The 19,603-nt window shown below is 45.1% G+C and carries 14 protein-coding genes and 2 rRNA genes (1 of these 16 cut by a window edge); 11 read left to right on the top strand and 5 right to left on the bottom strand.

What is annotated here, in order from left to right:
- Window positions 1-49: 49 nt before the first annotated feature.
- The 3 genes from gcvH to AB9P05_RS11340 all read left to right on the top strand — a co-directional run bounded on the left by gcvH (window position 50) and on the right by AB9P05_RS11340 (window position 1,581).
- The gene (gene gcvH / locus AB9P05_RS11350; RefSeq protein ID WP_371908939.1) at window positions 50-430 is read left to right on the top strand and encodes a glycine cleavage system protein GcvH; all 381 of its coding nucleotides are present in this window, start codon (window positions 50-52) and stop codon (window positions 428-430) included.
- 14 nt (window positions 431-444) lie between these two features.
- Window positions 445-816 (top strand): VanZ family protein, encoded by a 372-nt coding sequence (locus tag AB9P05_RS11345; RefSeq protein ID WP_371908938.1) that lies wholly within the window; start codon window positions 445-447, stop codon window positions 814-816.
- Between the two features lie 87 nt (window positions 817-903).
- On the top strand, window positions 904-1,581 hold the full coding sequence (locus AB9P05_RS11340; protein ID WP_371908937.1) for an energy transducer TonB: 678 nt from the start codon (window positions 904-906) through the stop codon (window positions 1,579-1,581).
- Window positions 1,582-1,655: 74 nt separating this feature from the next.
- Here the strand turns inward: AB9P05_RS11340 and AB9P05_RS11335 are convergent, their stop codons facing one another.
- On the bottom strand, window positions 1,656-2,537 hold the full coding sequence (locus tag AB9P05_RS11335) for a YicC/YloC family endoribonuclease (RefSeq protein WP_371908936.1): 882 nt from the start codon (window positions 2,535-2,537) through the stop codon (window positions 1,656-1,658).
- A 144-nt stretch (window positions 2,538-2,681) separates the two neighbouring features.
- Here AB9P05_RS11335 and purQ point away from each other — a divergent pair, with 144 nt between their 5' ends.
- Window positions 2,682-3,371 (top strand): phosphoribosylformylglycinamidine synthase subunit PurQ, encoded by a 690-nt coding sequence (purQ, locus tag AB9P05_RS11330; RefSeq protein ID WP_371908935.1) that lies wholly within the window; start codon window positions 2,682-2,684, stop codon window positions 3,369-3,371.
- Window positions 3,372-3,468: 97 nt separating this feature from the next.
- Here purQ and AB9P05_RS11325 read toward each other — a convergent pair whose 3' ends face one another.
- Window positions 3,469-6,888 carry a translocation protein TolB gene (locus AB9P05_RS11325; protein ID WP_371908934.1) on the bottom strand — a complete coding sequence of 1,140 codons (3,420 nt, stop codon included), beginning with the start codon at window positions 6,886-6,888 and terminating at the stop codon, window positions 3,469-3,471.
- Between the two features lie 15 nt (window positions 6,889-6,903).
- Window positions 6,904-7,959, bottom strand: coding sequence for an NAD(P)/FAD-dependent oxidoreductase (locus AB9P05_RS11320; RefSeq protein ID WP_371908933.1), 1,056 nt, complete (start codon window positions 7,957-7,959; stop codon window positions 6,904-6,906).
- 67 nt (window positions 7,960-8,026) lie between these two features.
- Between AB9P05_RS11320 and AB9P05_RS11315 the strand changes: the two genes are divergently transcribed.
- The 7 genes from AB9P05_RS11315 to AB9P05_RS11285 all read left to right on the top strand — a co-directional run bounded on the left by AB9P05_RS11315 (window position 8,027) and on the right by AB9P05_RS11285 (window position 17,779).
- Entirely contained in the window at window positions 8,027-8,674 is a 648-nt protein-coding gene (locus AB9P05_RS11315) for an MBL fold metallo-hydrolase (RefSeq protein WP_371908932.1), read from the top strand.
- A 4-nt stretch (window positions 8,675-8,678) separates the two neighbouring features.
- Window positions 8,679-9,356, top strand: a complete 678-nt coding sequence (gene pssA / locus AB9P05_RS11310) for a CDP-diacylglycerol--serine O-phosphatidyltransferase (protein WP_371908931.1) — start codon at window positions 8,679-8,681, stop codon at window positions 9,354-9,356.
- Window positions 9,357-9,362: 6 nt separating this feature from the next.
- Window positions 9,363-9,617 carry a phosphoribosylformylglycinamidine synthase subunit PurS gene (gene purS, locus AB9P05_RS11305; protein ID WP_371908930.1) on the top strand — a complete coding sequence of 85 codons (255 nt, stop codon included), beginning with the start codon at window positions 9,363-9,365 and terminating at the stop codon, window positions 9,615-9,617.
- Between the two features lie 82 nt (window positions 9,618-9,699).
- The gene (porU, locus tag AB9P05_RS11300; protein ID WP_371908929.1) at window positions 9,700-13,116 is read left to right on the top strand and encodes a type IX secretion system sortase PorU; all 3,417 of its coding nucleotides are present in this window, start codon (window positions 9,700-9,702) and stop codon (window positions 13,114-13,116) included.
- Window positions 13,104-14,345 (top strand): type IX secretion system outer membrane channel protein PorV, encoded by a 1,242-nt coding sequence (gene porV, locus AB9P05_RS11295; protein ID WP_371908928.1) that lies wholly within the window; start codon window positions 13,104-13,106, stop codon window positions 14,343-14,345. Before porU ends, porV begins: the two co-directional genes overlap by 13 nt.
- A 6-nt stretch (window positions 14,346-14,351) precedes the next feature.
- Window positions 14,352-15,614 carry a M16 family metallopeptidase gene (locus AB9P05_RS11290; RefSeq protein ID WP_371908927.1) on the top strand — a complete coding sequence of 421 codons (1,263 nt, stop codon included), beginning with the start codon at window positions 14,352-14,354 and terminating at the stop codon, window positions 15,612-15,614.
- Window positions 15,615-15,784: 170 nt separating this feature from the next.
- Window positions 15,785-17,779, top strand: a complete 1,995-nt coding sequence (locus AB9P05_RS11285; RefSeq protein ID WP_371908926.1) for an ATP-binding protein — start codon at window positions 15,785-15,787, stop codon at window positions 17,777-17,779.
- 521 nt (window positions 17,780-18,300) lie between these two features.
- Here the strand turns inward: AB9P05_RS11285 and rrf are convergent.
- Together rrf and AB9P05_RS11275 are read right to left on the bottom strand one after the other, a co-directional pair.
- Window positions 18,301-18,412: ribosomal RNA gene (gene rrf, locus AB9P05_RS11280) — 5S ribosomal RNA — on the bottom strand.
- A 67-nt stretch (window positions 18,413-18,479) separates the two neighbouring features.
- Window positions 18,480-19,603: ribosomal RNA gene (locus AB9P05_RS11275) — 23S ribosomal RNA — on the bottom strand; it runs 1,761 nt beyond the window's last position.

Here is a 19,603-nt window from a genome sequence, read left to right as displayed (position 1 = left end):
TTCTGGTATTTCTGAAAAGGCGTGTATTTTTGAAAAAAATTATTGCGAAATGAATATACCCTCCTCATTAAAGTACACTAAAGACCACGAATGGATTCGCATTGAAGGCAACGAGGCCTATATTGGCGTAACTGACTTTGCCCAAAGCGAACTGGGAGATATCGTGTATGTAGAAATTGAAACCGAAGGTGAGGAAATTGAGTCCGGTGAAGTTTTCGGTACAGTAGAAGCTGTGAAAACAGTAAGTGACTTGTTCATGCCTCTTACCGGTAAAGTGCTCGAAGTGAATGAAGAACTCGAGTCAGCTCCTGAAACGGTTAATGAAGATCCTTACGAAAAAGGCTGGATGATCAAGATCAGCATCGCTGATGAAAGCCAACTGGACGACCTTCTGTCTGCCGAACAATACCAAGAGCTTATCGGCGAGTAAGCCGACTCTGCTCCATGTTTTTCCGTTTTAATTTTTTTGGCATAATCTGGGCAGTCATTATCCTGTTCCTGACCCTCACTCCGGGGGCTGATATGCCCTATACGGATATATGGAGCCTGTTTCGGTTCGACAGGTTTGCCCACCTTTTTGTGTTCGCCATCCTTGTTTTATTATTAACAGTTGGATTCCGAAAGCAATATTCCTTTCACCTTCTTCGTAATAATAATGTGAGAATTGCGCTGGGCGTGTCGGTTCTATACGGAATTACGCTTGAACTCCTGCAGGGAGCAATACCTGGCCGAAGTCTTGAGCTGATTGATTTTGTAGCCAATACCCTGGGGAGTCTCGGGGGCACAGGAATTTATTTCCTGATATATAAGTTATGATAATAACCAAATCATAATTGATTTTTTCCTTATATTTGAGATTCTTGCAAAAGATTACTGTCTTAGCTGATAATTAAAAAATAGTATATGGAGCCTAAAAAGAAACCGGAAGCAGACCTTGGACGTAAGACGGGTTTGTTCTTTGCTGTAGGTCTCTGCATCTCTCTGTCGCTTACTATTCTTGCTTTCGAGTGGAAGAATTATGACAGAACAGGGCCAGGTGGACTCGGCGAAGTAGAGGATAACTTTGAAGATATTATGGAGGTGCCGCCTACCGAGCAGCCCCCGCCACCCCCGCCAAAGATTGAGCAGCCTGTAATCCAAGAGGTGCCCGATGAGGAGGAGATCGAGGAAGATATCGAGCTTGATCTTGACGTGGAGATTACCGAGGAAACCGTTATCGAAGATATCGTTATCGAGGAAGCCCCCGAAGAAGAGGTAGCTGATGAGATCTTCACCATTGTGGAAGACAAACCTACCCCTCCGGGTGGTATGGAAGGATGGGCCAAATACCTTCAGAAAAACCTGAAGTACCCCACCCAGGCCAAGCGTATGGGTACTGAAGGTCGTGTTTACGTACAGTTCGTAGTAGGTAAGGACGGTTCTATCTCAGAAGTAAAAGCTATTAAAGGTATCGGATCAGGTTGTGACGAGGAAGCCGAGCGTGTTATTAAAAATGCGCCTAACTGGAACCCTGGTAAGCAGCGTGGCCGTGCCGTAAAAGTACGAATGGTTATCCCTATCGTATTTAAGCTTAGCAGATAATTAATTTGCTAACGCACTAAAAAGGGCTGTCCGCTTAAAGCAGACAGCCCTTTTTATTTTATGCTATCAGTGCATTAAAGTACGTTCAGTACCTGTTCCTTTATCTTTTCCAGTTCCTCCTTCATATTCACCACATAGCGCTGAATATCCGAGTCATTTGCCTTAGACCCGATCGTGTTTATCTCCCGCCCTATCTCCTGGGATATAAAGCCCAGCTTCTTACCAAGTACGCCGCCCTGACTTAGCACCTTACGGAAATACTCAAGGTGATTTTGCAGGCGGACTTTCTCCTCATTTATATCCAGCTTTTCGATATAATAGATGAGTTCCTGCTCAAAACGGTTTTCATCAACCTTATCCTGGCCTACAAACTCCTCGAGGTTCCCTTTGATCCTGGACTTAATATTTTCTACACGCGCAGGGTCACGCTGCTTTACCTGCTCCAGCAGGCTCTCGATCTCCACTGCAGATTGCACCAGCATTTTATATAGTGCCTCACCTTCCTGAGCACGGAATTGGTTGCATTTCTGCACCGCCTGCCTTAGCACCTCCTCTACCTGGGGCCAGTCTTCTGTTTGGCCCTCCTGATCCTTTTCCACCATCATTACCTCAGGCGAGTTGAGCGCTACGCGAAAAATATCATCATTGCTTCCACCACCTACTTCTCGGGCCAATGCGGTAAGCGTTTTGTAGTAGGCATGAAACAATTCCTTATTGACAGAAAATTTGGTGTTAGCCTGATCTTTGCGCTGGTAGTCCAGGTTTACCATGACCTTACCACGCTCCATTTCAGTAGTAAGAAGGTTCTTTACCTCCAGTTCTTTCTCCGCGAAAACCCGGGGCAACTTGATCACCGGATCTAAAAACTTCGAATTGAGGGACTTCACCTCCGCAGTAATCAGAAGCTTTTCATTTTCAAACTGGACCAGGCCGAAACCTGTCATTGATCTAATCATAAAGGATAATTAAAACGCTTATGTGCAGCAACAGTTGATAAATCCACACTGTGCAAAAACAACTTACAATAATTCACTGAAATAAAAAGCAAAATAAGCGTGGTTTTCACCGGCGTTCAAGTTGAATTATTATATTTTTACGTCATGAAATTCGGCGTCATTATTTTTCCCGGATCCAATTGTGATCAGGATATCGTTTACGCCCTCCGTGAGGGCCTTGGCCAGGAAGTGGTCACATTGTGGCATAAAGATACCGACCTTCAGGGTGTGGACTTTGTGGTGGTACCCGGTGGATTCTCCTACGGTGACTACCTACGCTCGGGAGCTATCGCTCGGTTTTCACCCATAATGAATGAAGTGATTCGTCATGCTGATAAAGGTGGCTATGTGCTCGGCATTTGCAATGGCTTTCAGATACTGACTGAGTCGCACTTGCTTCCGGGAGCCTTGCTCCGTAACCGTGAGCAGAAATTTATCTGCAAAAATGCACATATTGTTCCTCAGAGCACTTCATCTGTTTTCACTAATAACCTTGAGCAAAGGAGCTACAAGATACCTGTGGCCCATGCAGAGGGTAGATTCTTCGCCTCTGAAGCATCCCTTGAGGAAATAAAGTCCAATGACCAGGTCCTTTTCAGGTATGCTGATGAGCAGGGTAATGTGACTGAGGCGGCTAATATTAACGGGAGCCTGGATAATATTGCAGGCATCATGAATAAGCAAGGCAATGTATTCGGCATGATGCCTCACCCGGAGCGGGCTTGTGATAGTGCACTGGGCAACCTGGACGGCAAACTCCTGCTGGAAAACCTCCTGCAGAAAGTACACGCATAACTCAGCAATACTTACAGCCATAAGGGCCATACATAAAAAAGCCTGCCGTTGAACAGATCAGCGGCAGGCTTTTTAGTTTATTAGAATTGGTAATCAATTAAAAATCATAGCCAAAGGACAGGATGAAGTTAGGATCTCCCACACTATAGTTCTCCATCGGCCAGGCCATATCAAACTTAGCATAGAACCCGAGCACCACCGTTCTTACTCCCCACCCGTAGCTGGAAAGCCAGGGGTTTCTGAAGTTCTGGAACTCCGCATCAAAACCGGCCGTAACTATCTTCTCTGTATTTACACTGTTTTCTTCCTGGAAAGGACTCGACCCTGTCCATGCTGACCCCACGTCATAGAACCCGACAAAGGACAGGTTGCGGAGGAAGCTGTTATTGATAGGCCCTCTGTAAAGATAACGTGCAATAGGAAGCCTCAGCTCGGCATTGAAGAGCAGGACATCGGTACCGTACATTTCACTGTAGCTGAAACCTCTCAGGGTAGTCACGTACTGAGCAAACAGGATATTGGTGTTGTCCTGATCATTTTCGAGAGAGAGCGGGTTTCGCGGTTCGTCCTCGTTTTTTGTCCGCTCATTATTGCCGATAGTTACCCAGTTATCCACCCCGCCAAGGAGGAAGTTAGGCCGGTTATCCTGAAAAAACTTACCGTAAAATAATTTAGTGGCCAGAACCAACTCTCTATGAATAGGCTGATAATGCCTTAGGTCTACGGTGATGTTGCTAAAGGTAAGGGCATCATTCTCCACATTATTCATGTAACGGTAACGGACTTTGCCCCGTGTGCCTCCAATAATAGACATGCCATCGCTTACCGTATTGTCAAAGACAAATTCTGCAGCACCTCCCAGGTAATAATCCACCACCCGGCTCACTTCTGACCCGGCACCGGAACCACTGGTAATAAGCCGGGAGTCCAGATTTTCATAAACTGTAGAGGCTATAATAGGCGAGACAGATACCCTGGCGGTAGCTGACAAAGGATACCTTACTCCCAGTTCAGCCTTATTAAGAGAATACTTTTGATATTCCCCCAGATCATCTTCAAGTAGAATGGAGTACCGGTTTAGCTTCACCTGGTAATCCAGTCGGTCCTTAAGGTATTCATACTCCACGAAAACATTACCGCTTTTCATACTCGGAGTCATGAATAATCCGCCGTAGAAACGATGATTCTCCAGCAGGTCATTCATTTGAGTTTCCAAGCGCATGCCTAGCCCCAGCAAAGGATCAATAGCCATATTTGTGACCACATTTTCCGCACTGAATTGAGTTTTATAGTCAAATGGGCCAGCCAGTTCCTGCACCTTACGCTTACGCCGGTACCTGGCAAGGAAAGAATCGTTATTGCTGCGTGTAGTTGTTTCCCTTAGCACACTGGCTGGGTCTTCCTGCATTTCTTCGAAGCGGTAGTTATCAGGATCAACCACACTTTCCGGTGTACTGCTGAATGTATAGTTCTCTGTATTGATAAGTGTTTCTTCACCCTTACCCGAAATAGGTTCTGAGGCTGTCGTACCCCGGTTACGGTTGCCCCTGTTTCTGCCTGGCACCATAAACCTCACGGTATCGTTTTTTTCCGAAACCTCTTCCTCTTCTATTACAGGGCTATCCGGCTCAGACACCTCTTCTTCTGCAGGTTCTGCTTCTTCATTTTCTGGCTTCTCTGTCTCCGGCTCAGGACTGTCCAATTGGTTTTGCTCCTTTTCCAGCATCCTCAGAGCAACCATCCGCGCCAATATTGCATCCTGTCGCTTGGTCTGAATGGTGAAAATAGAATTGTTAAAATTTATATCAGGATTGACAAACAGGTTGTGCCCGCCATCATACAACATGACGAAGGCAATATTTTCATTTTCAAAGTCCAGATCATAGTGGGTAATGCTCTGGGCGTAATTAGTTACCTGCGTGGTTACACTATCCGGTAGGTCAAGCCTGAACAGGTTAGCTATACCCTTCTGATCGCTTAAAAAAAATATTCTGTTTCGACTCTCCGGAACCGGCATATAGTCATTACTGATGGTGTTAGTAAGCCGGGACAATTTCCTCCCCCCCTTGTCAAGGTCGTACTGAAAAATATTGAAGGTTTCATTCACCTTGCTGAATGGTGTTTTCAGATCAAGTGTATCAGACGTCCGGTTAGAGCTAAATACAATAGCTACTGAATTTGGCACAAATCGCGGATGCAGATCATCAAAAAGATCATCTGTAATGCGCCTCATGGAGTTTCGGGTAATGCTTAACAGGTACAGGTCATTCTGCCCCTCAATGTCTGCACTAAGCACAGCGAGGCGGCCATTATCGGAAATATCCAGGCCACGAATATTACTGAACCTGCTCAGATCCTTTCGGATGCGACTACGGCTTTCCACATCGTATAGTATTATATAAGGCTGTCCGTTCACCGTAGTACTAATGCCTAGCATACGATCGCCCCCCCAGGCAAGCTTAGGCAGGTAATTTTCGGTTTTTTCATTCAGCACCATAGTACCCCCTGAATATATCTTACGCTCCCGGCCACTTTCCAGATCACGCAGATAAACATCGTATTTACCGTCTTTGCTCTTGCTGTACGCCAGATACTTACTGCTATCACTGTAGGCGACACTCTCAAATTGATGGCCCCTTCTGTCCTTCTCTACTATCTGAGATTTATCAGGTAGCACATAGCCGTCGTCGGTGGCAGTGGAATTTGTCATGTAATACATCTTCCAGTTTACCACAAACTGCTTGAAGGGCACCCCCAGTGTGTTTGTAAAGCTCCTTTCCTCATTCCGTATGATCCGGGTCAGGTTGAGAATATTGGCAATGTTGCTTGGGCCATACTGCCTGGCGATATAATTCCAGATGGACTGTCCTGCCAGGGCGGCTTCCTTGCCGGTAAACTTATTCAGTTTTTCAAGCTCGTTACGTCGTAGCAAATCGCGTATTCTATCATCCATCTGCATATCCCAGCCATATGCTATGTACCTGGCAGCACCGTCCATATACCAATCAGGGAGAGATAGCAGATAAGCATTCTGAAACATTTCAGTAAGACTTCCTCCGAACATCATATCGTCAAGAAGCATGCGGGCCACATTATAAGACAGCTCGCCTTTAAAAGCATAGGCAGAACCCGGGTAGGCGACTTCTACATTGGATTTTACAAACTGGGTCTGCCCTCCTACCCGAAGATTTTCCTCCTTAAGCCCCACATTGCTTTGCTTCAGATCAGTAGGAGAGTTGTAAATGAAAATCTTTAGTTTGGAATAGGGTGCATACCCCAACATGTCGGTAATGCGGCTATACTCGTCATCCAAATAGGTAGCGGCCATTTTTGCCAGCTCCTGCCCCTCCTGATAAAAGTAAACGTCAAATTTATCGGTACTGTAATACCTCCAATCGAAGTTTTTGTGCTGTATGCGGTTCTTTCCAAAAATTACCGGGTCATTCTGGGCAGACAAATGGCCGGATATCAGAACCAATAGAAAAAGGGAGGTAAATAGTTTATAGAATCTTAACATCCAGAATGTAATTTCTCAATGAAAATATAACGAATAAAAGCGAGTAATATTTACTTCGGGAGATAACTCTGTACCGCTACAAAGGAAATCTGCCATTTGCTCACCGAAATGAGGCGCCAGAGACACCCCTTTGGTTCCAAGGCCATTAAAAACGGCTACCGCCTTATATTCCGGATGAACCCCTGCAAAAGGCTTCCGGTCCTTGGTAGCCGGACGTATACCCGCAATGTGGTTTTCAACCGTAACAGGGTGAGAGTATAACTGCTTCAAACGGTCCAGAAGCTCTTCCCGTGCCTCATCAGTAGGTTCCGTATCCAATATCCTCCAATTGTAAGTAGCTCCTACTCTGAAGGTGCCACCCCCTTTTGGAAGCATAAACACTCCGCGATTGTAGATTACCTCTGCATCGGATGGTGCTGAAACGGTAAGTACCTCCCCTTTGACAGGCCTGAAAGGTAGCCAACCAAAATAACGACTATCCACAGCGCCATTGCCCTGACAGAAAATCACTTTTTTGGCTTTAATATCTTTATAAGATATGCCTTCATCTGTCAACTCCATGGACTCTTCAGTAAATGCCTCATTACGATAGCTGCCGGCTGCAGTCAGTTTCTGCCTCCATGCATCCAGCATGAGAGGAATGTCCAGGTATCCGCTGTTTTTTAGCAGCAGGCCTCCATAGTGATCATTCAGATCATCAGGAAACATAGCTTCCACAGCTACTTTTTCCACATAAGAATCAAAATCCCCTTCAGCACTTTTTCCTACCCAGTCATTTTGCTCCTCCATGCTGATGAAGGGCCTGTAAATAGGTAGCTCATTCAGAAAATCCACCTTAAGGTCGGCTTCCATTTTACGATAAAAAGGCACCAGCCTATGAAATAAAGTGTCAGCCAGCCAGGTTTTCTTCATTACTCTTCCGGTAACAGGATTATATATACCAGCCGCTACCCTCGAAGATGAATGAGGTGTTTGTTTGTCAATGACCATCACGCGATACCCTCTGTCCGTCAGTATGTAGGACAAAATAGTGCCTGCAATCCCTTGACCAACAATTAAAAAATCGATCATTTTAGCCTCTGATTTTTATAATTGGCTCCTTTATGCGCTAATTTGTGAAAAGTAAAAGCAAAACTGCATGATCAGCATCCAAAAATTTGCCTTCAATCCATTCATGGAGAATACGTATGTTCTGTTTGACGAGACAAAGCACGCCGTGGTTGTGGATCCGGGCTGCTATGAAGCTCATGAAAGAAAAGCGCTGGATACTTTTATCTCAGAGAACGAACTGACAGTAGACCTTTTATTAAATACCCACTGCCATATAGACCATGTGTTGGGCAACAGCCATGTAAAAAGCACTTACAAGGTTCCCTTGCTGATTCATGAAAAAGACCTTGAAGTATTAAATGCGGCCAAAGTACTTGCACCAAATTATGGCATGGCTGACTACCAACCTGCAGAGCCAGACCGTTACATGGAGGAGGGTGAAACTATTACCTTCGGAAACAGCGAATTAAAAGTCGTGTTTGTACCCGGCCATGCCCCCGGCCACGTAGCCTTCATTAATGAAGAACAGAATATCTGTATCGGAGGAGATGTGCTGTTTAAAAGCTCTATAGGTCGCACTGATCTGCCCGGAGGAGATTTTAATACCCTTATTAGTAGCATTCAGGAAAAACTTTTTACCTTCTCTGATGATATGATAGTGTACCCGGGGCATGGTCCTGAAACCACTATCGGTGAGGAAAAGCGGACCAACCCTTTCTGCGCCATCAAAAACTAGACGGTTGAGTATAAAAAAGCATATTCCCAACATCCTTACCTGCGCTAACCTTTTTTCAGGCTGTGTGGGCATAGTACAGGTTCTGAACGGTCAGCCAGAATGGGCTGCCTACATGGTTTGGCTGGCCGCAGTGTTTGATTTCCTGGATGGTTTTGTGGCAAGAATGCTGAAAGTTCAAAGCCCTATTGGGAAAGAGCTTGACTCACTCGCAGACAACGTAACCTTTGGCGTACTACCGGCTACCCTGGTATTTTACCTATTAAGTCAAAATGCCGTGCCATTTGAGCACCTTCCCTACGCAGGCTTTATGCTATCTGTCTTTGCCGCTCTGCGTCTGGCAAAATTCAATACGGATACACGCCAGTCAGACAGTTTCATAGGTGTACCCACGCCGGCTATGGCCTTGTTCGTAACTTCCTTACCCCTCGTATTAGCAGATACCGGCTATGACTGGATTACGAGCAACTGGTTTTTACTGGCCGTAACGGTGGTGTTTTCCTTGCTTATGGTAGCCGAACTAAACCTGCTTGCTCTAAAATTTAAAGACTTCACTTTTAAAAATAACCGGCTTCGCTTTATACTTATCGGCCTATCGGGTGCCATGCTTTTTATATTAGGCATTACTGCGGTACCTCTCATAATTATTTTATATGTAACTTTGTCCCTGATAGCCACAAAATAGGTTCTTATGAAATTCACCGCCGAGATAGACATCATGCCCCTTAAAGAGATACTAGATCCTCAGGGAAAAGCCGTTAAATTAGGACTGCATAACCTGGGTATAGATGACGTATCCGATGTCAGGATTGGTAAACACATCACCATCAACATTGAAGCCGCTGACAAAAAGTCCGCTGAAAAACAGGTAGAAACCGCCTGTAAAAAGCTGCTCGCTAACCTGATAATGGAGGAATACAGCTACACTATTTCTGAGGTGGAGTAAGGTTTTGGGACAGGCTACAACGAAAGGCTAAATTTTTCTGCCTAATTTTTCGTTGTAAAAATCGGTTACCAACTCCAATTTTATGATAAGCAAGGCACGGGCCCTGTTTCTGTTAACTATGTTATGCATATACACTCCGGACATACTTGCCCAGAGTAGCATGCGCTATGCAGACCTATCCACCGGTAACTGGTACAAAATTGCCATCCCAGCAAGCGGTGCTTACAAGCTGGATCAAAGCTTCCTTACCTCTCTCGGAATAGATACTGAAAATCTCGATCCCCGTAATCTGCGTGCTTTTGGCTATGGCGGTGGTATGCTACCACAACCAAACGACGCCACGCGGCCCGAGGGATTACCGGAGATTCCACTAGGAGGGGAGGGGATTTTTGATGGCTCCATGTCTCCCGCAGACTTTTACATCTTATTTGCACGCGGCCCTGACAAGAGTGTCTATGATGCAGCCTCTGGTGAATGGATATACGAAAAAAACCTGTACGCTGATAGCACTTACATTTTCCTGACAGTAGGCGATATACATGGCCTGCGCGTGCAGGAAGGCATCTCAATATCCGGCACCCATACGATCATTGATCAGTATGAGGACTTTCAGGTTCATGAGCGCGACGAAATAAATCAACTTAACTCCGGAAGGCATTGGTTTGGTAACCGCATGTCAACGTTAGGAAACTCAACCCAGCTTCCCCCATTTGAGGTAAGTGGCATTATACCTGGTAGCGAAATCATTCTCAAGACCCGCGTGGCTAATTTTGCCACTTCTCCGGCTGCCTTTACTCTTACAATAGACGGACGTGAGATTACACGCCTAAATGCGGGTAGAGTAACCTCCGATACATATGGTACGAAGGTAACCACCTCTTCTGCCACTGCCTACCTGACTGCAGGAAACAGTGAATCACTGAGGCCTGCGTTTACCTACGAGGCAGGTTCAGACCCGGCTGCCATTGGTGCAGTGGACTATCTTAGTATTACGTGTCAGCGAAAACTGACCATGGAGGGAAATCAACTGATCTGGCTAAGTCCTTCCTCTCAAAGCCACTCATCAGTTACGTACCAAATTGAAAATGTGCCTGCCCGAATCAGAATATGGAATATCAGCCGGGACGACTCTATTATCCAAATTCCTGTTTCTGTCCGGAACACTGTTGGCTCTTTCTCTCAAAATGTGCCATTTGATGGCCCCTCACAATACATTGCTTTTGACGAGACCTCATTAAACACACCGGTAGCCATAAGAGCCGTAGCAAACCAGGGGTTGAGATCACTCTCTGCGCCTGACTTACTTATTGTTACCCACCCCACCCTTAGAACAGAAGCCGAAAGACTTGCCTCTTTTCGCAGATCGCATGATGGCCTTAATGTCACTGTGGTCACTACTCCCCAGATTTATAATGAATTCAGTAGCGGAAGACAGGACATCACAGCAATAAGGGATTTTGTAAAACACCTCTACGACACACAACCTGGAAAACTGGCTTACCTATTATTATTTGGTCACGCTTCCTATGATTATAAAAACAGGGTAACTGACAACCTGAATCTGGTGCCTACGTACCAAAGCCGTAATTCTCACCACTCTGTGCTCACCTACTCCAGCGATGATTATTTTGGGTTTCTGGAAGATACCGAAGGAGAATGGGAGGAAAGCAGCGTAGCGAATGACCATACTCTTGAGTTGGGGATTGGTCGTATTCCTGCCAAGGATGCAGAGGAAGCTTCGGATTTGGTAGATAAACTTATACACTACGCCACTGCCCCATCCTCTCTTGGCCCATGGCGTAACCGGCTTCTTTTCGTGGCAGATGATGGAGATGGCAACACCCATCAACGGGATGCAAACCGGCTGACGGAACTACTGGATACAACCAGTAAAAATTACAATATCAAAAAACTTTACCTGGACAGTTATCGCCAGCTGGTACGCGCAGACCGCGAGACTTCACCCGCTGCCAGAAAGGCCTTGAATGATGCTGTCAAGAACGGACAATTCATTGTAAATTATAGTGGCCACGGAGGACCTGCAGGCTGGACCCGTGAGACCATCCTTGATCAGAATATGATTACTGCATGGGATAACCTGGATAAGCTACCCATATTCGTAACAGCTACGTGTGAGTTTGGCCTGCATGATGATCCTGCCAGAATTTCCGGCGGGGAAAGATTATTACTTAATCCTGATGGGGGGGCTATCGGCCTCGTTACTACCACCCGGCCAGTATACTCCTATACGAATTACCTTCTTAACCGTGAATTTTATCGTCACGTATTCAATAAAGACGATGAGGGACCTCAACGGCTGGGAGATATCTTCAAGGAGACAAAGAACAGCTCCATAAACGGAGTGAATAACCGTAACTTCACTCTGCTGGGAGACCCTAGTATGATGCCTGCTTTCCCCAAAAGCAATGTGATAGTGGATGAAATTAAAAGCGATAACCCCGAAACCGGAGCTGACACCTTACAAGCCATGGGAAGGATCAGGGTTAAAGGCAGAGTGGTCAGTGAGTCCGGTAACACAGACACTAATTTTGACGGCCATGTCGAGGTTACTCTTTTTGATAAGCCCCAGGAAAAGAAAACCTATGGTACAGAAAATACCTCTGCATTTTTATATAAAGAGCAGGACAATGTACTCTTCAGAGGAACTGCCACACTGGTGAACGGTGAATTTACCATTGAAATACCCGCTCCACGGAATTTAGATTATACCTATGGCAATGGAAAAATAAGCTTTTATGCCCTACATGGCAATGGTATAAATGATGCCCGGGGAGTAAAAAGCGACGTGGTGGTCGGTGGTACAGACTGTAGAGCAACAGTAGAGCAAACCCCTCCGGAAATTAAACTTTATCTGAATGATACAACATTCAGTCCAGGTGGCGTTATATCTCCGGCGGTCACTTTGCTTGCCCGGCTTTCTGATGAAAGCGGCATAAATGTAAGCCGCAGTGCAATAGGTCAGGACATTAAACTGATCATTGATGAAGAGGACGCGATAGTATTAAATGATTTCTACATAGCGGATGTAGACGATTTCACATCCGGCACCATTGCCTACCCGCTAAGCTATCTGGCTCCTGGTGAACACACTATGAGGCTGGAGGCCTGGGATAATTTGAACAACAAAGGGGGGTCCTCCCTGGTATTCAAAGTCTCCGAAGGCGAGGAATTAATGATTTACGAAGCAGGTAACTATCCCAATCCCATCAGTTCGCAGACTGTATTTTCATTTAGGCACAACAAGCCAGGCTCTGATCTGACAGTGACTATAGAAATTATGGACATCCATGGCAGGACCATAGGTACCCTGATCAATGACTTTCCGGCAAGTTCATCTCAAATCGAAACCGAGGCCTGGGAAGCAATAGATATGTCAGGCAATACACTTATGCCTGGCCTGTATATCTACCGAATGACGGTGGAGGATGACCAGGGTTTTAAAAAAGCTGTTGTAAAAAGGCTTGTTTGCTCGAAATAATTTATCTTGAGCCTGATTTTGAAAAATTCAACCTCATGACCGGAAACCTGAAAACTTTCTGTGTGCTACTCTTCCTGGCTTTAGTGCCGGTAGCCAGTGCATTTTCTCAAGTAGGTATCATTGGCCAGGACACGACCAGACGTGTCATTACCACAGCAGTACCATTCATTATGATCGCCCCTGATGCCCGTGCGGGTGGTATGGGGGATGTAGGTGCTGCCACCAGTGCTGATGCAGCTTCCATACACTGGAACCCTGCCAAACTGATTTTTAACCAGCAAGACTATGGCTTTTCCCTAAGCTACACTCCCTGGCTTGGCCGCATTGTTAATGACATGTGGATATTTTATGCTTCTGGTTATTACAAACTGGATGATGTTCAAGCAATTGGATTATCAATGACATACTTCGACCTTGGCGACCTTCAGTTCCGTGATGATACCGGAGTTCCTCTTGGTGATTTTAGTCCACGCGAATTCGCTCTTACTGCTACCTACTCACGTCAGCTGACAGAAAGCCTTTCACTGGGTGTATCAGGTAAATACATTCATAGCAACCTCACAGGAAACATTGTTTCTTCCGGCGGTATTAATGACTCCCGTGCAGGAACAAGTGTAGCTGCTGATATTGGTGTATACTATAATTCTGAAATCGCAGGATCTGCCACTAACAATGAGATTAGCTGGGCCGCGGTCATTTCAAATATCGGTCAGAAAATGACTTATAGTGATGAAGACAACAGGCAGTTTATCCCTACGAACCTACGCCTTGGCGGTGCATACAAAATGTACCTTGATCCGTATAACTCAATAACTTTTGCGCTGGACGCTAACAAACTGATGGTTCCTACTCCTCCTGTGAGAGATGAGAATGGTAACATCATCCGCGGAGAAGACCCGGATCGTAGCCTGTTGAGTGGTATGTTTGGAAGCTTTGGTGATGCTCCTGATGGAGGTAGCGAAGAGCTTAAAGAAGTAATGCTTAGTGCTGGAGCAGAATATTGGTACAACGATATCTTTGCATTCCGCGCCGGTTACTTCTATGAGCATGAAGATAAAGGCAATCGTAAATATTTTACCGTAGGTACAGGATTCAGGTACCAGGTATTCGGTATAGATTTTGCCTACCTGATCCCTCAGGTTCAGGATCACCCATTAGCAGAAACTCTCCGCTTTACCCTCGTATTCAACTTCGAAAATAACATCGTCAGCCAACCTATATCTGAATAACTTTTTATGCTAGACAGAACCCAGGCACCCCCGTTTGCCCAGGCCGAAAATATTGATCTGACCAAAGCAGAAACCATAAAACTGGATAATGGAGTACCTGTCCATATTATCAGGGCAGGCACCCAACCGGCAGTTAAGCTGGAAATAGTGATCCCTGCCGGTAAATGGTATGAGCCTAAGAACGGTTTAGCCTGGTTTACAACTAAAATGCTGAAAGAGGGTACCCAGCACAAATCATCCGAGGTAATTTCCTCTTTGTTCGATTATTACGGCGTAGAGACTGAATTTGAAACCAGTCTTGATCGCAGTGAAGTGAGCATGAAGGTAATGAATAAGCACTTGCCTAATATTCTTGCTATTATTCATGAAATGCTGTACGCCCCCAGTTTTCCTGATAATGAGCTGGAGACATTAAGAAATATCAAGATCCAGGAAAGCCGGGTAGAGAATAATCAAAACCATACTTTCGCTTCAAGAAAATTCAGGGAGTTGGTATATGGTGCCGACCACCCTTATGGTAAGTTCTTTACCGAAGAGGCCATGCGCGATATCTCTAAAGAGGATATAAAAGCGTATCACCAATCACATATAAAAGACACAGAGGAGTTTGTTATTGCCGGAAGAGTTGAGGATGAGCATCTAAAGCTTATTAATAACATCTTTGGTCAGAAAAAACTTGATAAGCCTCAGAACGAAAGTAACTACAATCCCTCTCCAGGTGATAAGAGCCTTTATGTAGAAAAGGAACATAGTCTTCAAACAAGCTTGAGGATTGGCAGAGAAACGATTCTTAAAAGCCACGAAGACTTTATCGACCTCAAAATCGCGACGACTATTCTGGGTGGATATTTTGGGTCCCGCCTGATGAAGAATATTCGCGAAGAGAAGGGCTATACCTATGGCATAAGCAGTACCCTGCTTCCATTAGAAAAGAGTACTATTCTTCTCATCGGTTCTGATGTAATAAAAGAGTACAGGAACGAAGCCGTAGAAGAGATCTTTAATGAAATCCGGAACCTAAGGACTAAACCAGTCTCTGAGTCTGAGATGGATACGGTTCAAAATTATATGATAGGTGCATTTCTGGGTAGTATTGATACTCCTTCTGATCTGGCTGATAAATTCAAGAACACCTATTACCTTGGACTTGATTACGGGTATTATCAACGATTTATGAATCGGGTCAGAAACATTACGCCGGAAAGGATAATGGAGATCACTGAAAAGTACCTGCATGAAGACACATTACACCATGTCCTTGTAGGATAATTAGTTGCAAAATTCTTATATGTAAGGTAACCTTTTAGGGTTACCTTTTATTTTTTGTTCTATCCCTTATCATTGTAGTTGCGATTTTGTCGCTATTTTTTTCATCTAGACTCTACTAGAAAGCGATGTATATAAAGGGAGTACTTGTTGCTGGGTTGATTATCTGTGGGATGATCACGTGCACTCTGGCAGAAGACAACAAGGTTTTAATACGCGAAGCCGGGGAGCCACTCTATGAGCTTCACCTAAAAATTGACTCCATCAACCAATTCCTTTCCGGTAACCCTTCCTTTTATTACGCATATCCGGATAGCACTATCGATCTAGCCAGTAAAGTAGTTACTTTCAGTGATAGTATTATGTATGTCAGGGGTACAGCCATGGCTGCGGCTAACCTGGGCAAGCTGTACTACCTTAAGGGAGACTATAGCAGGAGCCTTGAGCATTTCTTTACTTCCTTTGAAAAATACGACCTGATGGGAGAGGAGGAGGACTTAGGAAAGACCCTTGCCTGGATTAGCTGGTTAAATCTCATGGTAGACAGGTTAGACAAGGCTGAAGATTACCAGCGAGTAGCTACAGCCTTATTAACAGGTACAGACACTACCCAACCTTCACACTTAGCCATTGATCGCTTCTTAAGGGGCTCAATCTTAAAAGAAAAAGGTGATAATCTCACAGCGGACTCCCTGATAACGCTTTCCCTTAAAGGCTTTCCGCAAACCTCATATCTTCGAGATGAAGCACTGGTCCAAAAGCAAAACTTATTGATGCTACAGGGCAAGAATGAGAAAGCAAAAGATATGGCTAGCTCCGGAGCTGCCTGGTTTACTAAAGGAAGCACCAAGCTAACCATCAATTATGCCAGCCTTCTTAATGATGAAGGAAATTCCATAGAAGCATCCAGAGTCCTGAAAAATGCTTTATCTGAGGCAGAAAGAAGTAACCTTAGTGTTGAGGTCAAAACCATCCTAAAACTTCTCTCTGAAACACTTAGCAAGGCTGGCTTCGATGACGAAGCATACACCTATATGGATAGGTATTACAGCATGGACCAGAAAGTTAAAAAGCGTAATGATATGACGCTCTTCCAGGAACTGGATAATACATATGGCAATATCGCCCTTGAAAAGCAGGTACAACTACTTAAGAGAAAACAGATTATTCTGGAACAAGAGGCAGAAATAAACGAGTTGAAATTGAAAAACAGTCGTCTCATGTCTGTCTTCCTGAGTGTAATCGTAGCCTTATGTATTTTCATTTTATACCAATCTTTCCGTCGCTACAAGCTTAAGAGCAGAATAAACAAGGAACTTCACGCTCAAAACAAGAAGATCCGCGAACAGAAGGATAAGATTCAGCAGCAACGGGATGAAATAGCTATTCAAAAGGATGTCATTGAACAGCAAAATGAAGAATTACTAGCAACTAATCATTTTCTGGAAGAGAAGGTACTGGAGCGGACTAACAAATTACGTAAAGCTTATAAAGACCTGAAGGACTTTAATACTGAGCTGGATACATTTATTTACAAAGCCTACCATGATATCAGAGGCCCTCTTATATCAATGAAAGGGCTGTGTCAAATTAGCCTGTCGCATGTTAAGGACGAAACGGCTCTCGAGTATCTTACACAAATGAATGTGGTAACACACCGCATGAATGACTTAATGAACTCAATGCTTAGAATAACTGAAGTAAAAGATAAAGCTATTTGCAAGGAGAATATAGAAACAGAAAAGATTATAAACGAGATTATCGGACCATACACTCAAAATGGCCATTCCATCAACTTTAGTTATGACATTCAGACGGAAAGACTGATAACCGACAAAGAGTTACTCCAAACTATATTAGAGAATATAGTAAAGAACGCGGTTCAATATTCATATGTCCCGGGAGAACAACCCTCAAAAATCTCCATATCTGCAGAAAGGCAAAACGGACACTTTATAGTTAACATCATTGACGATGGAATAGGAATCCCTGAGGAGGTAGCCTCACGTATATTTGATATGTTTTACAGAGGCACCACAAACTCTGAGGGCTTTGGTCTAGGTCTCTATACAGCGCGTGTGGCAGCTCGAAGGTTAAAAGGGGAACTAAAGTATAAGAAGACACGCCAGGGTCATACACAGTTCTCTGTATCACTCCCTGCAAATTAATGCACATCCATTTCAGCTTAGCTCCATAAGCTCTCTCCTTTCCCGGGTAATACCTTATCGTTACAGAGGCCGCAACTCTATGGATCATCTACTGGTCTATTAATTGACTTAACACATCAATGCCCTCCACAGGGTAAACCAAAGATCGGAGAAACATGCATTTTTATATCCCTTGTTGTAATTCATTCATCAGCCCAGAGGCTGGATTAGGGTTAAGCCATAGTAAGTGATTCCCATAGCTCTTCCTTAGCTAAGATCTTTCTCCCTGAAGCCGTAGTATTTATATAGCACAGGGTTTTCTGTTAGTGGGAGTAGTGTCATCAAGAAAAGGCAGAGATATAGCTTTCACTGCTTTGCATCAGTACCTCCAGGGCGGCTTAAGTAACTAACTAAAGGAAGGAGACATAAGGGCGGGCATTACCTGCCTTAAGGCCTGCGGGCAGAAGGGAACAATGGCCGGACTCCGTAGGGTATAAAACAAAAAAAATCCCGAACCTTAAGGAACGGGATTCTATAATAAAATCAGGCGACGACCTACTCTCCCACATTTTACTGCAGTACCATCGGCGCAACCGGGCTTAACTGCTCTGTTCGGAATGGGAAGAGGTGGACACCGGTGCTATAATCACCTTATAATCTTTAATATTTTAGACATGATTCTGTGAAAGAAAGCTCGCCGAATTCTCAAATATTTGTCAGCGCAAGAAAGTGTACGGGTAATTAGTACTGCTCAGCTATGACATCTCTGCCTTTACACCTGCAGCCTATCTACGTTGTCATCTACAACGTCCCTTTAAAGAAGCCTCATCTCGAGGAGGGTTTCGCGCTTAGATGCTTTCAGCGCTTATCCCTGCCAGACGTAGCTACCCAGCAATGCACCTGGCGGTACAACTGGTACACCAGCGGTCTGTCCAACCCGGTCCTCTCGTACTAAGGTCAGACCCTCTCAAGCTTCTAACGCCCGCAACAGATAGGGACCGAACTGTCTCACGACGTTCTGAACCCAGCTCGCGTGCCACTTTAATGGGCGAACAGCCCAACCCTTGGGACCTTCTCCAGCCCCAGGATGTGACGAGCCGACATCGAGGTGCCAAACCTCCCCGTCGATGTGAGCTCTTGGGGGAGATCAGCCTGTTATCCCCAGAGTACCTTTTATCCTTTGAGCGATGGCCCTTCCATGCGGAACCACCGGATCACTATATCCGTCTTTCGACCCTGATCGACTTGTGAGTCTCACAGTCAAGCACCCTTATGCTATTACACTCTGCGCACGGTTACCAAACGTGCTGAGGGTACCTTTGAAAGCCTCCGTTACTTTTTAGGAGGCGACCACCCCAGTCAAACTACCCACCACACACTGTCCCTGCGAACAGGTTAGGCATCAAGTAAATAAAGGGCGGTATTTCAAGGACGACTCCACAATGCCTGGCGACACTGCTTCAAAGTCTCCCGCCTATCCTACACATCATTTACCCAATGTCAATGTGAAGCTATAGTAAAGGTTCATGGGGTCTTTCCGTCCCGTTGCGGGTACGCGGCATCTTCACCGCGACTACAATTTCACCGAGCTCATGGCTGAGACAGTATCCAGATCGTTGCACCATTCGTGCAGGTCGGAACTTACCCGACAAGGAATTTCGCTACCTTAGGACCGTTATAGTTACGGCCGCCGTTTACCGGGGCTTCAGTTCAACGCTTCGCTTACGCTAACGTCCCCCCTTAACCTTCCGGCACCGGGCAGGTGTCAGGCTATATACTGCATCTTTCGATTTCGCATAGCCCTGTGTTTTTGTTAAACAGTCGCCTGGATCTTTTCACTGCGGC

Origin of the sequence: Roseivirga sp. BDSF3-8, assembly GCF_041449215.1 — a bacterium.
GTDB lineage: Bacteria > Bacteroidota > Bacteroidia > Cytophagales > Cyclobacteriaceae > JBGNFV01.
Note: the sequence above shows the minus strand (reverse complement) of the source record. Positions and strands in the feature narration are given on the sequence as shown.